Here is a 14,099-nt window from a genome sequence, read left to right as displayed (position 1 = left end):
ACGATGATCACGAAAACAGGAGAGCAGGGACTGCAGATGGCCGAATTGACCATCAACGCCGACGACGTCCGTAATGCGTTGAACGAGTTCGCGGCGTCCTACGAACCCGGAAACGCAGAGCGCGTAGAGGTTGGTCGTGTGACCACCGCAAGTGACGGCATCGCCCGTGTTGAGGGTCTTCCCTCGGTCATGGCGAACGAGCTGCTTCGCTTCGAAGATGGCACGCTGGGCCTCGCCCAGAACCTTGACGTCCGCGAGATCGGTGTCATTATCCTCGGTGACTTCACCGGTATCGAAGAAGGCCAGGAAGTTCACCGCACCGGTGAGATCCTGTCCGTTCCGGTTGGCGATGCCTTCCTCGGTCGCGTTGTCGACCCGCTGGGCCAGCCGATCGACGACCTCGGCGAGATCAAGGCCGAGACCACCCGTGCACTGGAACTCCAGGCTCCGGGCGTCACCGAGCGCAAGTCGGTTCACGAACCGATGCAGACCGGCCTCAAGGCTATTGACGCCATGATTCCGATCGGCCGTGGCCAGCGTCAGCTGATCATTGGTGACCGCCAGACGGGCAAGACCGCAATCGCTGTGGACACCATCATCAACCAGAAGGCCAACTGGGCTTCCGGCGATGTTACCAAGCAGGTACGTTGCGTTTACGTTGGTGTTGGCCAGAAGGCTTCCACCATTGCCGCAGTACGCCAGACCCTTGAGGACCACGGCGCGCTGGAATACACCACCATCGTGGCCTCCCCGGCCTCGGACCCCGCTGGCTTCAAGTACCTGGCACCGTATGCAGGATCGGCCATCGGCCAGCACTGGATGTATGGCGGCAAGCACGTTCTGGTGATCTTCGATGACCTGTCCAAGCAGGCTGAAGCCTACCGCGCCGTGTCGCTGCTGCTGCGTCGTCCGCCGGGACGTGAAGCTTACCCCGGTGACGTCTTCTACTTGCACTCCCGCTTGCTGGAGCGTTGCGCAAAGCTCTCCGACGAGCTCGGCGCAGGCTCGATGACCGGCCTTCCGATCGTCGAAACCAAGGCAAACGACGTTTCCGCCTACATCCCCACCAACGTGATCTCCATCACCGATGGCCAGATCTTCCTCCAGTCGGACCTCTTCAACGCCAACCAGCGCCCTGCTGTTGACGTTGGTGTGTCCGTCTCCCGCGTTGGTGGCGCTGCCCAGGTCAAGTCGATGAAGAAGGTCTCCGGTACCTTGAAGCTGGACCTTGCCCAGTACCGAGACATGCAGGCATTCGCCATGTTCGCCTCGGACCTGGATGCGGCTTCCCGCCAGCAGCTGACCCGTGGCGCACGCCTGATGGAACTGCTCAAGCAGGGCCAGTACTCACCGTTCCCGGTTGAGGACCAGGTTGTTTCCATCTGGGCTGGTACCAACGGCTACCTGGACGACGTCCCGGTTGAGGACATCAGCCGCTTCGAGTCCGAGTTCCTGGAGCACCTGAAGCACAAGTCTTCCATCCTGACCACGCTGGCTCAGACCAACGTCCTGGATGACGACACCGCCGCAGCACTGAAGGAAGCAATCTTGTCCTTCAAGAAGGGCTTCTTCGGTGAAGGCGACAACCGACTGGTTGGCGCCGGCCACGAAGAGCACGAAGCGATTTCCGGCGGCGACGTCGACCAGGAAAAGATCGTCAAGCAGAAGCGCTAGTTTCGATGACCTGTTCTGCCGGGGTCCGCAAGGGCCCCGGCAGGGCAGTACATCGAGAACTTAGGAAAGGATAAGTATGGGAGCCCAGATTCGGGTCTACCGTCAGAAGATCAGCTCGACGACGTCGATGCGCAAGATCTTCAAGGCGATGGAACTGATCGCTACCTCGCGCATCGGTAAGGCCCGCGCCCGCGTAGCAGCTTCACTGCCTTACGCGAACGCGATTACCCGCGCCGTTTCTGCTGTCGCAACTCAGAGCGAAATCGACCACCCGCTGACCACTGAGCCGGAGCAGATCCGCCGTGCCGCAGTCCTGATTATTACTTCGGACCGTGGCCTTGCAGGATCCTACTCCGCGAGTGTAATGAAGCAGGCTGAAGGTCTCACCGAGCTTCTTCACGCAGAAGGCAAGGAAGTCAAGGCGTACCTGATGGGCCGCAAGGCGCAGGCGTACTTCGATTTCCGCAACCGTGAATACGCCCGCAATTGGACTGGCGGCACGGATGCACCGGAATTCGAAACCGCACAGGAAGTCGGAGCTGCACTCCTCGAAGACTTCGCCACTGACTACGAAGAAGGTGGCGTGGACGAAATCCACGTCGTTTACACCCGCTTCAAGTCCATGGTGACGCAGGAGCCGACGGTTATCCGTTTGCTCCCGCTGGAGGTCGTCGAAGAAGAAGCTGCTTCGGAGTCCGATCTGCTGCCGTTGTACGAGTTTGAACCGGAAACGGAGCAGGTCCTTGATGCCCTGCTCCCGCGTTACATCGAGTCCCGCATCTTTGCAGCCATGCTGCAGGCTGCAGCTTCCGAGCTCGCTGCCCGCCAGCGCGCCATGAAGTCGGCCGGTGACAACGCCACGGAACTGATCAAGAAGTACACGCGCCTTCGCAACACGGCCCGCCAGGCCGAGATTACGCAGGAGCTTTCCGAGATCGTGGCCGGCGCCGACGCCCTCGCGTCCTAGCCGGTAACGGATTCGGCTCGAAGCCGCACCTGCACCAAACAGATAAACTTAACCCCACGCCATCTACTGAGTGAAGTGAGAGAGATGACTGCCACTGCTACCGAACACGTAGCAACGGCCGGTGCCACCGGCCGCATTGCCCGTGTTATTGGTCCGGTTGTCGACGTCGAATTCCCGGCTGACGCAATCCCCTCGATTTACAACGCTCTGACCACTGAGATCACACTCAATGGCCAGACCAAGACCATCACGTTCGAGACCTCCCAGCACCTGGGTGACAACCTCGTCCGCGCCATCTCCCTGCAGGCTACCGACGGACTCGTCCGCGGTACCACCGTGCGGGACTCCGGCGCTCCGATCTCCGTGCCCGTCGGCGACGGCGTCAAGGGCCACATCTTCAACGTCCTCGGCAAGCCGCTGGACGTCGAAGAATCCGAGATCAAGGCTGACGCCTACTGGCCGATCCACCGCAAGGCTCCGGCCTTCGCTTCCCTCGAGGGCTCCACGGAGATGCTCGAGACCGGCATCAAGGTTATCGACCTCCTCACCCCGTACATCAAGGGTGGAAAGATCGGCCTGTTCGGTGGCGCCGGTGTTGGCAAGACGGTTCTGATTCAGGAAATGATCACGCGTGTTGCCCGCAACTTCGGTGGCACGTCTGTGTTCGCCGGTGTTGGCGAACGTACCCGTGAAGGTAACGACCTCTGGGTCGAAATGGAAGAGGCTGGGGTTCTCAAGGACACCGCCCTTGTGTTCGGCCAGATGGACGAGCCGCCGGGAACGCGTCTGAGGGTCGCACTGTCGGCTCTCACAATGGCGGAATACTTCCGCGATGTTCAGAACCAGGACGTGTTGCTCTTCATCGACAACATCTTCCGCTTCACGCAGGCTGGCTCGGAAGTTTCCACGCTGCTCGGCCGCATGCCGTCCGCAGTGGGTTACCAGCCGAACCTTGCTGACGAGATGGGTCTCCTGCAGGAGCGCATCACCTCCACCAAGGGCCACTCCATCACGTCGATGCAGGCCATTTACGTGCCTGCTGATGACTACACCGACCCGGCTCCGGCAACGACCTTCGCACACCTCGACGCGACCACGGAACTTTCCCGTGAAATCGCCTCCCGTGGTCTGTACCCGGCCGTTGACCCGCTGACGTCGACCTCCCGTATTCTGGACCCCCAGTACATCGGCAAGGACCACTACAACACGGCTGTCCGTGTTAAGCAGATCCTGCAGAAGAACAAGGAACTCCAGGACATCATCGCCATCCTTGGCGTTGACGAACTGTCTGAAGAAGACAAGATCGTCGTGTCGCGTGCACGCCGTATCCAGCAGTTCCTGTCCCAGAACACCTACACGGCCAAGCAGTTCACCGGTGTCGAAGGCTCCACCGTGTCCATCAAGGACACCGTTGAAGGCTTCACCGCTATCTGCGACGGCGAGCTGGACCACATCGCAGAACAGGCGTTCTTCAACGTCGGTGGCCTGGATGACGTCGAGCGCAACTGGGCCAAGATCCAGGAACAGACCAAGTAGTATGGCTGAGCTCGAGGTTGAGATTGTCGCAGCGGACCACTTTGTGTGGTCCGGCGCGGCCAAGATGGTGAAGGCCCGCACCAGCGATGGTGAAATCGGAATCCTGCCGGGCCACTCACCCCTCCTGGCCATCCTGGCCGAGGGTGAGCTGGCAATCCAGCCGGTTTCCGGTGACCGTATTGCGGTAGTTGTCGACGGCGGATTCTTCTCCGTCGACAACGATCGCGTGGTCATTGTTGCTGACAACGCCCAACTGGGCGAAGCGGCTACAGCGGGGATCCGATAGCACGACCTTGATGGACGATTCCCTTATTCCGTTCATCGCCCTGGCAACGGCGTTTGCGTTGCTGATCTTCACACTGTGCCTTTTCGGGGTGCGCCGCTTCAATCTGCGGCGTGCCCTGGGCACGGTCGACGCCTCCATTTGCACGGCTGGAAACAGCTGGCAGATGGGGGTTTGTCGTTATCAGGACAATGAACTTGAGTGGTTCCGCTTGATGTCCCTCAGCGTGATCCCGAAGCATCGATATAAACGCAGTTCGCTGGAGCTGCTTGGCCGGCGTCAACCTACTGAGGAAGAACTCGTCAGGGTGCAACCTGGCGTGGTCGTGGTTGAACTTCAATACGAAGGAAGGAAGTTCATGCTTGCCATGAACTTCGATGCCTACGCAGGCCTGTCGTCCTGGTTGGAAGCCGGACCTGTTATCGGCGTTGGAACCTGGCGCTAGGCGTCATGGATTTCCTCCTGGACGTCAGCCTTGTTGATGGACCATTCCTTTGGTTGAGCATCGCCGGGGGTGTGGCGGGAGCGGCTTACCTTCTGTGGCGGCCCCGGCGTTCCTGGCCCCTGGTCGTGGCAGCCTGCTTGGCTGGTGCCATAGGCGTGGTGGCGCTGCTCCATTGGATTCTGGTTGATCTGATGGCCGTTTTCTCGGAAAACCTTCCATTTGAGACGTTGGCCTGGTCCGTTCCGGCGGTCTCAGCCGCCCTGCTGTGTGCGGCGCGCTTTCCCCGCACCACTTGGAAAAGCCGGGCTGGTAGCCTGGCAGCGATGCTTGGTGTGGTCCTGCTGAGCGTCGTCCAAGTGAACGTCTACTTTGGGCTCAACAACACTGTCGCGGACCTTCTTGGTACGGCAGTTGCCAGGATTCAACCGCTGGAGGCCAGCCTTCAACGTGCCCCGGACGCCAAGCCCGGCCCAGCGCCGTCGCTGTGGAAAGCTCCCGAATCAATGCCGCGCGGCGGCATCCTTAGGAAGGCGGAAATCCCGGGAACCACGTCCGGCTTCACCGCACGTGAAGCGTACATCTACCTCCCTCCGGCCTACCAGACCGCCGCACGACCAAGTTTGCCGGTGCTGGTGCTCTTTTCGGGCCAACCTGGTGGCCCGGCCGACTGGTTGACTGGTGGCCAGCTACGCGCCCAACTGGACAGATTCGCTGAAGACCATGGCGGTATTGCCCCGGTCACAGTCGTTGTCGACCCTAATGGATCGGGCAACGCCAATACTATGTGCATGGATAGCCGAATTGCGCAGGCAGACACTTACTTATCCCAGGACGTACCTGCCTGGATCGCTTCCACTCTGGACGTATCGAACGATCATCGGCTATGGGCAGTGGGTGGTTTCTCGTTCGGCGGTACGTGTGCGGTGCAGATGGGCACAAGCCATCCCGAGCTGTTCCCGTCGGTGGTGGGTTTTTCCGCTGAGCGGGAACCGTCGCTGGCGAAGGATCGTAACAAGACCATTGCGGACTCGTTCGACGGCGACGTAGCTGCGTTCGAGTCCAGAACCCCGTTGTTTTTGATGCAGCAACGAAGCTTTGCAGGCAGCGGCCTCTACTTGGCAGCAGGGGCAACGGACCCTGAGTTCACCGACTACATGCACGTTCTTGCCGACGCTGCCAAGGAAGCAGGTTTCACCACGCAAACCCAGTCCGTCCAACATGCTGGCCACTCCTGGGACGCAGTGGTCCGTGGGATGCCTGATGCTTTGGACTTCTTGTCTTCCCGTTGGGGTCTTCCCCAATGAGCCTCGCCTTGAAAGGCGTCGTGCAGCCGGTCCTGAGACAGGCCTACAAACATCTCCGCGCCACACCGTTTACCTCACTTGTGCTTGCCCTGTTTGTGGCAGTATCCATTCTTTCCGGGAGCATCCTGGCGGGCCCCGAAGAATCGATGCTGCCTGTGGCGGGCGTGACCCTGGCCGGTTTGCGGTCGGGGGAGTGGTGGTCGATATGGACATCCCTGTTCTTCACCACCAACCTGCTGGCATTCGTCACTGCGGCTCTCATGATCCTGTTCCTCTTGGGGCTTGCGGAGCGGCGTTTCGGTTTCTTGCGGACGGCTGGAGTTTTCCTGGGAAGCCAGTTTGCCTGCGTTGCGGCCTTCCTCACGGTCACCCAGGTAGCTCGGTACATCGATGACGGTTGGATCTCCAGGATGGTGGATACCCCGCTGATAGGACCGTATGGTGCCTTGATCGCCACAGCACTTGCAGCCAGTGCCCTGCTCCCAACGCTCTGGCAACGACGCCTGCGCACCGTAGTCCTCTCGCTGTCCCTGCTGTTGGTGCTGTATATCGGACACGCTGAGACGGTGATGGGCCTTGTGGGAGCGCTGATTGGCCTGGGGGCCGCGTGGTGGACCCAGAGCAGCCAAGGGCACCTGCACCTACACCGCTCCACAGGCCGCGAGGTCCGGAACCTGCTGGCGCTTACCATGGCGATTTTTGCTGCCGGCCCCATCCTTACGGCTGCCGCCAAGAGCCCTTCTGGTCCGCTGGCCTTACTGAGGGAAGTCATTCTTAACCCGCTCCCCACGCTGAGTCAATTGGAAAGCAATTGCGGCGGAACCATTGACGTGGCTTGCCTTGAGCTAAGCCGCCAAGGCTACACGGGCCCTTTCGGCCTTGCCCTGGCTGTTGTGCCTGTGGTGCTGCTCCTGATATGTGCCGACGGCATGCGCCGTGGCCGGCGGTTGGCCCTCGGGATAGCCATTGGTGTCCAGTTGGTAGTGGTGGGACTTTCGACCGTTTACTTGGGACTTTTCGCGAGCATGCCATTGCCTTCTGGGCGTCAAGTGGCCCTGATGAATCCGGCGGTTGCCCATCTCATCCCCTTGGTTCTGGTTCCGCTGACTCTTGCTTGCGTTTTATTCGCCTACCGCGGACACTTCCGTGTGGAGTCCTCCGCCCGTTTGCGGCGGCGTGTCTTCTGGCTGGTTGGACTCACCGGTGGGACGTTGGCCCTTGCCTACACTGCGGTGTGGCTGGCCTCCGGCGGCATGACGCGCGACGGCGGCTTGTTGGGTTTGGGTGCAGAACTCGCAAGGCAGTACTTGCCGGTTCCGTTGCCCAGCGTGTACCGCAAAGTGTTTGCTGAGCGCGACGCTTTTGAAGTCTTCCTGTTTTCCTACTCCGGTACCTTCTTCTGGCTTGTGGCGTTGATTGGGGTCTGGCTCCTTCTCATCCGAGGCCATCATTCCGCTGGGTTGGACCACTTGGGGCGCGATCGCGCACGTGAGTTGGTGAAAGCCGGCGGTGATTCGTTGTCCTGGATGGCGCTCTGGGAACCGAACAAATACTGGTTCACTCCGGGCGGCACAGGGGGAATGGCCTACCAGCAACACGGCCACGTCGCCCTGACATTGGCGGGTCCCGTGGGCCCAGCGGAGCACCACGCGGAAACCGCACGGGGCTTCCTTGAGTACTGCTCCCAACATGCGTTGATACCTTGCCTTTACTCGTGCACGGATGAGTTGTGGCCCATGCTTCAGGCCCGGGGTTTTCGTAGGGTTGCTGTCGCGCAGGAAACCCGATTGAGGATCAGGGACCTGGAGTTCCGCGGCAAGGAGTGGCAGAACGTCAGGACATCCCTCAACCGGGCAGCAAAGATGGGGATCACCGCCACATGGGGCCGGTATGCCGGGTTGCCCCATGCCCTGCGTGCGCAAGTGGGCGAGGTGTCCGAGGAATGGGCTGCACAAAAACGCGTGCCGGAGATGGGATTCACGTTGGGGGGTCTGGATGAGCTTGAAGACCCCGATGTGTTGTGTTGCGTGGCCACAGATGCAGAGGGGTTTGTCTACGGAGTGACAAGCTGGCTTCCTGTCTATCGGAATGGCAGCGTTGTGAGCTGGACTTTGGACTTCATGCGTCGCCGTGGTGATGCGTTTCCGGGCGTGATGGAATTCCTGATTGCCTCGGCCATCCTCCATCTCCGGGACTCCGTGGAGGTCATCTCGCTTTCCGGTTCGCCCTTGGCCCGGGAGAAGGGTGAGATTGATCAGCGCGCCGAGGGGCTCGCAGGGATGCTGGACTTGATTGGCCAAGCCCTGGAACCCGTTTATGGTTTCCGGTCGCTGGCTTCCTTTAAGTCCAGGTTCCAACCGGACTACCGCACGCTGTACATGTATTACCAGGATCCGTTACACCTCCCGGCAATAGGCAGGGCACTGAGCCGCGCATACCTTCCCGGATTGTCAGTGCGACAATCTGCCAGGCTACTGCGAACTCTGGTCGGTTGAATTGTCACCGCCTATTCTGCAAAAGGGTTTAGCATTTCTTCACTGTTTGTAACAGCAGTTGTCGAAATATCAGACATTTCAACGGCCTATCCGACTGTTAAACACGTTTGGTCCCGGCTGGAAGCCGGGACCAAACGTTTTGTTGAAACTGCAACAAGCATAAATCAACAGATAAAACTAGACGACCGTAACGCCGGTTGCCTGGGGGCCCTTGGCGCCCTGACCGATCTCGAACTGAACGCGCTGGTTCTCATCGAGGGTCTTGAAGCCGCCGGTCTGGATCTCGGAGTAGTGAACGAAGACGTCCCCATCCGAGTCATCCGGGGTGATGAAGCCGAAGCCCTTTTCAGCGTTGAACCACTTGACGGTTCCCAGTGCCATGTATTTCTCCTCATTATGGAACATCAGTCCGATACACCTCGTACCGGCCTTGTTACTCCGCGAGAAGATCCGGATTCCGTCCAGGCCTGGCCCTTCCGGTTTCGCAGGAGCTTCACGCTCGCAACTCGTCTTGCGAGCATGAAAACCACCTACACAAAGACTGCTACAACACTTTCATGTGCCGTGCCGGAGGTCAACGGTCTTTTAGGCAATTCGGGAAAATTTTCGGTAAAAAGAAGGTAACGCGGACGCCCACAATTCACGTGGGCTGAGTCCACTAAGCCAGCCACTGTCCGTTGCGCATGACTGCAGTAAGGCCGAGTTCCTGATCGGTAGTAATAACATCCGCGCGCAGGCCTCGACGCAATCCACCGATTTCGTCAGAGAGGCCAAGGATGGCTGCGGGCACCGCAGTGGCCGAACAGATGGCGTCCGGAAGGGCGACGCCCGCCGCCACGGTCTTGCGGACCACTTCCAGGAGCGTGGCTGTGCCGCCCGCGATGGAGCCAGTAGCATCGAGGGTTGCAACGCCATTGCTGACGGTCACCGGCGACGGCCCGAGCATATAGTTTCCGTCTGAAAGTCCGGCTGCGGCCATCGAATCCGTGACCAGGAGAATGTTGCTTGCGCCCACCAATTGAAAAACGGTAGCCACAATGCTGGGGTCCAGGTGGGTGTCGTCCGCGATGAGCTCCACCACGGCTTTCCCCGCCTGGGCGGTCCGCAGGCAAGCAGCAACCGGGCCCGGCGCACGGTGATGCATCGGCGGCATCCCATTGAAAAGATGCGTTACCGTCGGCAGCGAGCTGACGCCGTCGAACCCTGCAGATTCAAGTCCCTCACGGGCTGCAGCCAGCGACGCCGCGGCAGTGGCGTCGTCGCAATCCGTATGTCCCAATGACGGCGTCACGCCGTGGAAGGTCATCAAGTCCACCAAGGCGGCGGCACCGGGCAATTCCGGGGCATACGTCATGGTGGCAAGCTTGCCGGCGGCAGCACCGACGAGTTCGTTCATGAGGTCCAGGTCCGGCTCCAGCAGGTAGTCGGGATTCTGCGCGCCGCATCGTGCGTGGGAGAGGAAAGGTCCCTCAAGGTGGATGCCTGCTACGAGACCCTCGTCTGCGAGCTTCACGTAGAGCTCAATTCCCCGAAGGAGGTCCTCCCGGGGTGCCGTGACCATGCTGGCGAGGAGGGTGGTGGTACCGGAGCGATGCAGGAACTCCACAGCCTTACGGGCCGAGGCCTCCTCCCCGCCTGGGAAGTCGCCGCCATTTCCGCCGTGGCAGTGGACGTCCACCAAACCAGGGAAGATAAAGTGGCCGCTGGGCGCGCCGATGCGTATCGCGTGCCCGAATCCTTCAAACTCATCCGCGTCAAAGCCGTCCGCCGGACCTGCATACGCGATGCGGTCACCCTCGATGGCCAAGAGGCCGTCTTCCACCACCACGCCGTCGCTTACGAGTGTTCCCGTGAGGATTTGGTGGCTGGGCGCGGAAGAAGGGGCGAAATGGTGTGCGGCAGTCATGACTCTGATTCTAGTGGCCTGCGGCACACTCGCTAGAAGAGCCGGGACTCGCTGTCATCCACACCGCGCATGGCGTCATAATCCAGCGTAATGCAGTCAATTCCGCGGTCGTTGGCCAGGACTTTGGCCTGCGGCTTGATCTGCTGCGCCGCAAAAATCCCACGGACCGGTGCCAGCAGGGGATCCCGGTTCAGCAATTCCAGATACCGCGTGAGCTGCTCGACGCCGTCGATGTCGCCGCGCCGCTTCAGCTCAATCGCCACTGTGGCGCCGTTGGCGTCACGGGCAAGGATGTCCACAGGGCCAATGGCGGTGAAGTATTCCCTGCGGATGAGTGAATATCCGGTTCCGAGGGTCTCGATCTGCTCTGCCAGGAGTCGCTGCAGGTCAGCTTCCACGCCGTCCTTGATCAGTCCGGGATCAATACCCAGCTCATGCGAGGTGTCATGGAGTTGCTCATAAATGTTGATGATGAGCCGGTCATCTGTCTTGGCCGACTGCACGGTCCACTGCTCAACCACGCCCTCTTCCACCTCAGCCTCTTCAGGGGAGGTTACGCGGAGTGTGGCGGGAGGGCTCATCCAGTTCAGCGGCTTGTACGAGCCGCCGTCGGAGTGCACCAACACCGAGCCATCGGCCTTGACCAGCAGGAGCCGGGTGGCGAGTGGGAGGTGGGCCTTGAGACGGCCAACATAATCAACAGAACAACGGGCTATGACGAGTCGCACCCGCCTTACCTTACCGGGTGGCGGCCAGTCACTGGGGCAGAATGGAATTATGCCCCGCTCCAACCGCCCTCGCCGCAACGGCCCAAGCACACGTTCCAACAAACCTGCCGGCAAATGGGCGGACGAGGCCCCCGAGCTGGACTTGGAACGCGCCCGGGCGGGTATTGCCCGCAGGGAAAGCGCGCCGGACGGTGACTGGATGGTCCGCACAATGACGGCCAGGAAAGCGGAGAAGCAGTATATCTGCCCAGGATGTTCGACAGCCATCCTGCCGGGGATTGCACACCTGGTGGTGTGGTCAGACAACCACCTCTTCGGCGAAGCCGCCGGACTCGCCGAACGAAGGCACTGGCACACCAACTGCTGGACTTCACGGACCTACCGGTACCGCTGACCCGGTACTGCTAACCCGGTACGAATGGTCATGTGCCGCTGATCACCTCCCGCTGATCGGCCCCGCTGATTCGCTTAGGCTTGGAGGCATGACTTTCGACCCCGCCTCGTTCGTTTTCACTGCGCAGGATGCTCCGTCGGCGATCCGGGCCAGCACCGTCCTTCCCGCCCGCCGCGAGAATGTGGAATTCACCACCGAAGACGGAAAGGTCCTGCTGGGGGAGCTCGCCCTGCCGGAGTCGGGAGACATCACGGCGACGTTGATTACCCTCCACCCGCTGCCGACCCATGGCGGTTTCATGGACTCGCATGTCTACCGCAAGGCGTCCTACAGGCTGCCGGCGCTGGCAGGCGTGGCGGTCTTGAGGTTCAATACCCGGGGCACGCACTCACCGCGCGGTACCAGCCAGGGCCAGTTTGAAGAGGGCATCGGCGAGCGTTACGACGTCGAGGCGGCCGTCCGTTTCGCCGTTGAGCGTGGCCTGCCGAACCGGTGGTTGGTTGGTTGGTCGTTCGGGACGGAACTTGCGCTGATGTATGGCGCGGTGGAGCCGGTGGCGTCCCGGATTGAGGGGGCGGTCCTGCTGTCGCCGCCGCTGCACAGGGCCACGGATGTCCACCTTAAGGAGTGGGCTGCATCCGGCAAGCCGCTGACCGTGCTGGTTCCGGAACACGATGATTATCTTCAGCCAGCGGAAGCAGCCCAGCGCTTCAGCCTGGTACCGCAGGCCCGGCTCGTCGGCGTCGACGGTGCCAAGCACCTGTGGGTGGGGGAGAAGTACGCGGCGCGGGTCCTGGACGAAATCGTCGACGACGTCACTCCGGCAGGTGCCGGTGTGGACGGCCTGCCACGGGAGTGGGCGGGGCCGGTAGCCACCGCGGCTTGAACGTCCAGGAAAGTCAGTGCCTGTCTTGCCGCATAATGAAGACTTCCTTGATCAGCAGCATGATGGCCGCCGCCGTCGGAATGGCAATCAAAGCACCGAGGACGCCCAGCAGGCTGCCGCCGGCGATGACTGAGATCACGGCCACGGCGCCGGGAACGGCAACTGCCCGCTGCATGATGCGCGGAGAGATGAAATAGGCCTCGAACTGCAGGTAGGCAAAGTAGGCGATGGCGTAGATCACGGCCGTTTGCCAGCCGGCTGTGAGTGCCACGAGGATGACCACTACGGCGGCGATCATGCCGCCAACCAGCGGAATGAAGGCCAGCAGCGCCACCACGAAAGCAAGCAGGACGCTAAAGGGAATGCCGAGGATGCTCATGACGATGAAGGCAAAGAGGGCGTTCAGCAGTGCAACGCACGCCTGGCCAATCACATAGTTGCCAACCGAATCGGTGATCGCTTCCGAAAGGGCCTCGACGCGGGGCCGGCGCGACCTAGGCGCCAGGCGGTAGGCCCACCTCTTCATGGACGGGAGAGCTGCCAGGAAGTACAGGCTGAGCACAAGGACAATCAGCGTGCCAAACAACCCGTTGGCCACCGTGGAACCGAAGCCCACCACACCGCCGAAGATGCCGCCCATGGCTTCGGGGTCTTTGACGAACTTATCCAGTTCGGTGGTGATGCGGTCGCGAACGCCGAACTGGCTGTCCACCGTCCGGAAGAAATCAGAGTCGAGGAAGCCTCGGATCCATTCCGGGGCCTGCCGGACGATCTCCGACACCTGTTCAACGATGGTCGGAATCAACGTTGCAAAGAACCCGGCAACCGCGAGGACCAGGACAGAGACAGATATGAGGATGCCGCCAGGGCGCGGAACCTTTCGGGTCTCAAGCCAACGGACTACCGGGTCCAGTCCGAGGGCGATGAAGAGGGCCGCCACGATCCACAGGATCAGCTGGGTGGTATTGCTGGCGATGTAGAAGACCAGCAGCGCCACGCCGACACCCGCGGTGCCCATGAAGCCCACGTACAGCGGGTGTTGGGATGACATGCGGGGCCCTGGAGCGCCGAAACCATTGTCCTCGTCGGCCTTGATGCCTTCCGCTGCGGCAACGGCCTCGTCCTCGGGGGGCATCTCGAACCGGACACGGGTGCGGGCGCCGGGTATGGGCTGCCTCAGCTTGCGGGTTATCGCGGCCAGGCGTCCGGTGCGGACCGGAACGCTGGCGGAAGTCCCATCTGCGGGGGCGTCCACGACACTTGACCCTGACTCATCGATGGGACGGGGCTCCAAGTGGTCTTTCACGCGGTTCTACTGCCTTTTCTACGTTGTTGCACTGATTGTCTACGTTATTGCACGGTAAATACGGTGATGGCGCTGCGGAAGCAGGCGGTGGTGGCCCGGATATCATGATCATCGCCACACTATCAGGAGCCCGGAATCACGCCGTGGCGGCGCCAGTGCAGGGAACCAAGCGTCT

General features: G+C 61.0%; 13 protein-coding genes. 9 read left to right on the top strand and 4 right to left on the bottom strand.

Translation table 11 applies throughout. The features are described from left to right. Positions 1-36 precede the first annotated feature (36 nt). The 7 genes from atpA to ACZ5G6_RS15580 all read left to right on the top strand — a co-directional run bounded on the left by atpA (position 37) and on the right by ACZ5G6_RS15580 (position 8,704). Positions 37-1,674, top strand: coding sequence for a F0F1 ATP synthase subunit alpha (gene atpA, locus ACZ5G6_RS15610; protein WP_223937609.1), 1,638 nt, complete (start codon positions 37-39; stop codon positions 1,672-1,674). Between the two features lie 76 nt (positions 1,675-1,750). After that, positions 1,751-2,641, top strand: coding sequence for a F0F1 ATP synthase subunit gamma (locus ACZ5G6_RS15605; protein WP_223933470.1), 891 nt, complete (start codon positions 1,751-1,753; stop codon positions 2,639-2,641). A gap of 84 nt (positions 2,642-2,725) precedes the next feature. After that, positions 2,726-4,177 (top strand): F0F1 ATP synthase subunit beta, encoded by a 1,452-nt coding sequence (gene atpD / locus ACZ5G6_RS15600; RefSeq protein WP_223933468.1) that lies wholly within the window; start codon positions 2,726-2,728, stop codon positions 4,175-4,177. A 1-nt stretch (position 4,178) separates the two neighbouring features. Beyond that, entirely contained in the window at positions 4,179-4,463 is a 285-nt protein-coding gene (locus tag ACZ5G6_RS15595) for a F0F1 ATP synthase subunit epsilon (protein ID WP_216923952.1), read from the top strand. Positions 4,464-4,473: 10 nt separating this feature from the next. Then, on the top strand, positions 4,474-4,905 hold the full coding sequence (locus ACZ5G6_RS15590) for a DUF2550 domain-containing protein (protein WP_223933465.1): 432 nt from the start codon (positions 4,474-4,476) through the stop codon (positions 4,903-4,905). 5 nt (positions 4,906-4,910) lie between these two features. After that, positions 4,911-6,209, top strand: a complete 1,299-nt coding sequence (locus ACZ5G6_RS15585; protein ID WP_498686421.1) for an alpha/beta hydrolase — start codon at positions 4,911-4,913, stop codon at positions 6,207-6,209. Beyond that, positions 6,206-8,704: a phosphatidylglycerol lysyltransferase domain-containing protein gene (locus tag ACZ5G6_RS15580; protein WP_498686419.1), complete on the top strand. Its 2,499-nt coding sequence runs from the start codon at positions 6,206-6,208 to the stop codon at positions 8,702-8,704. The genes ACZ5G6_RS15585 and ACZ5G6_RS15580 overlap by 4 nt, the downstream gene beginning before the upstream one ends. Before the next feature lie 177 nt (positions 8,705-8,881). On the opposite strand, the gene ACZ5G6_RS15575 is transcribed toward ACZ5G6_RS15580, so the two are convergent. The 3 genes from ACZ5G6_RS15575 to nucS form a co-directional block, all read right to left on the bottom strand. Beyond that, positions 8,882-9,085, bottom strand: a complete 204-nt coding sequence (locus ACZ5G6_RS15575; protein WP_018776337.1) for a cold-shock protein — start codon at positions 9,083-9,085, stop codon at positions 8,882-8,884. 277 nt (positions 9,086-9,362) lie between these two features. Next, a complete protein-coding gene (locus ACZ5G6_RS15570) occupies positions 9,363-10,610 on the bottom strand; it encodes an N-acetylglucosamine-6-phosphate deacetylase (RefSeq protein ID WP_223933460.1) in 1,248 nt (415 codons plus the stop codon). A 32-nt stretch (positions 10,611-10,642) separates the two neighbouring features. Continuing rightward, positions 10,643-11,338 carry an endonuclease NucS gene (nucS, locus tag ACZ5G6_RS15565; RefSeq protein WP_223933458.1) on the bottom strand — a complete coding sequence of 232 codons (696 nt, stop codon included), beginning with the start codon at positions 11,336-11,338 and terminating at the stop codon, positions 10,643-10,645. 49 nt (positions 11,339-11,387) lie between these two features. Here nucS and ACZ5G6_RS15560 point away from each other — a divergent pair, with 49 nt between their 5' ends. Both ACZ5G6_RS15560 and ACZ5G6_RS15555 read left to right on the top strand, forming a co-directional pair. After that, complete coding sequence (locus tag ACZ5G6_RS15560; RefSeq protein ID WP_223933456.1) at positions 11,388-11,732, top strand: Rv1322 family protein; 345 nt, start codon at positions 11,388-11,390, stop codon at positions 11,730-11,732. Positions 11,733-11,820: 88 nt separating this feature from the next. Further along, positions 11,821-12,618 (top strand): alpha/beta hydrolase, encoded by a 798-nt coding sequence (locus ACZ5G6_RS15555; protein WP_223933454.1) that lies wholly within the window; start codon positions 11,821-11,823, stop codon positions 12,616-12,618. Between the two features lie 13 nt (positions 12,619-12,631). Here ACZ5G6_RS15555 and ACZ5G6_RS15550 read toward each other — a convergent pair whose 3' ends face one another. Further along, positions 12,632-13,924, bottom strand: a complete 1,293-nt coding sequence (locus ACZ5G6_RS15550; RefSeq protein WP_498686415.1) for an AI-2E family transporter — start codon at positions 13,922-13,924, stop codon at positions 12,632-12,634. Positions 13,925-14,099: the final 175 nt, after the last annotated feature.

This window comes from Arthrobacter sp. TmtSoilC51 (assembly GCF_055388015.1).
This window is presented reverse-complemented; position numbering and strand designations above follow the sequence as displayed.

Bases quoted from the DNA above. Each gene is read 5' to 3' on its own strand.
- ACZ5G6_RS15560 (WP_223933456.1), top strand. From the start codon at position 11,388: ATGCCCCGCTCCAACCGCCCTCGCCGCAACGGCCCAAGCACACGTTCC.
- ACZ5G6_RS15605 (WP_223933470.1), top strand. From the start codon at position 1,751: ATGGGAGCCCAGATTCGGGTCTACCGTCAGAAGATCAGCTCGACGACG.
- ACZ5G6_RS15595 (WP_216923952.1), top strand. From the start codon at position 4,179: ATGGCTGAGCTCGAGGTTGAGATTGTCGCAGCGGACCACTTTGTGTGG.
- ACZ5G6_RS15575 (WP_018776337.1), bottom strand. From the start codon at position 9,085: ATGGCACTGGGAACCGTCAAGTGGTTCAACGCTGAAAAGGGCTTCGGC.
- atpD (WP_223933468.1), top strand. From the start codon at position 2,726: ATGACTGCCACTGCTACCGAACACGTAGCAACGGCCGGTGCCACCGGC.
- ACZ5G6_RS15555 (WP_223933454.1), top strand. From the start codon at position 11,821: ATGACTTTCGACCCCGCCTCGTTCGTTTTCACTGCGCAGGATGCTCCG.
- ACZ5G6_RS15570 (WP_223933460.1), bottom strand. From the start codon at position 10,610: ATGACTGCCGCACACCATTTCGCCCCTTCTTCCGCGCCCAGCCACCAA.
- ACZ5G6_RS15590 (WP_223933465.1), top strand. From the start codon at position 4,474: ATGGACGATTCCCTTATTCCGTTCATCGCCCTGGCAACGGCGTTTGCG.
- atpA (WP_223937609.1), top strand. From the start codon at position 37: ATGGCCGAATTGACCATCAACGCCGACGACGTCCGTAATGCGTTGAAC.
- ACZ5G6_RS15585 (WP_498686421.1), top strand. From the start codon at position 4,911: ATGGATTTCCTCCTGGACGTCAGCCTTGTTGATGGACCATTCCTTTGG.
- ACZ5G6_RS15580 (WP_498686419.1), top strand. From the start codon at position 6,206: ATGAGCCTCGCCTTGAAAGGCGTCGTGCAGCCGGTCCTGAGACAGGCC.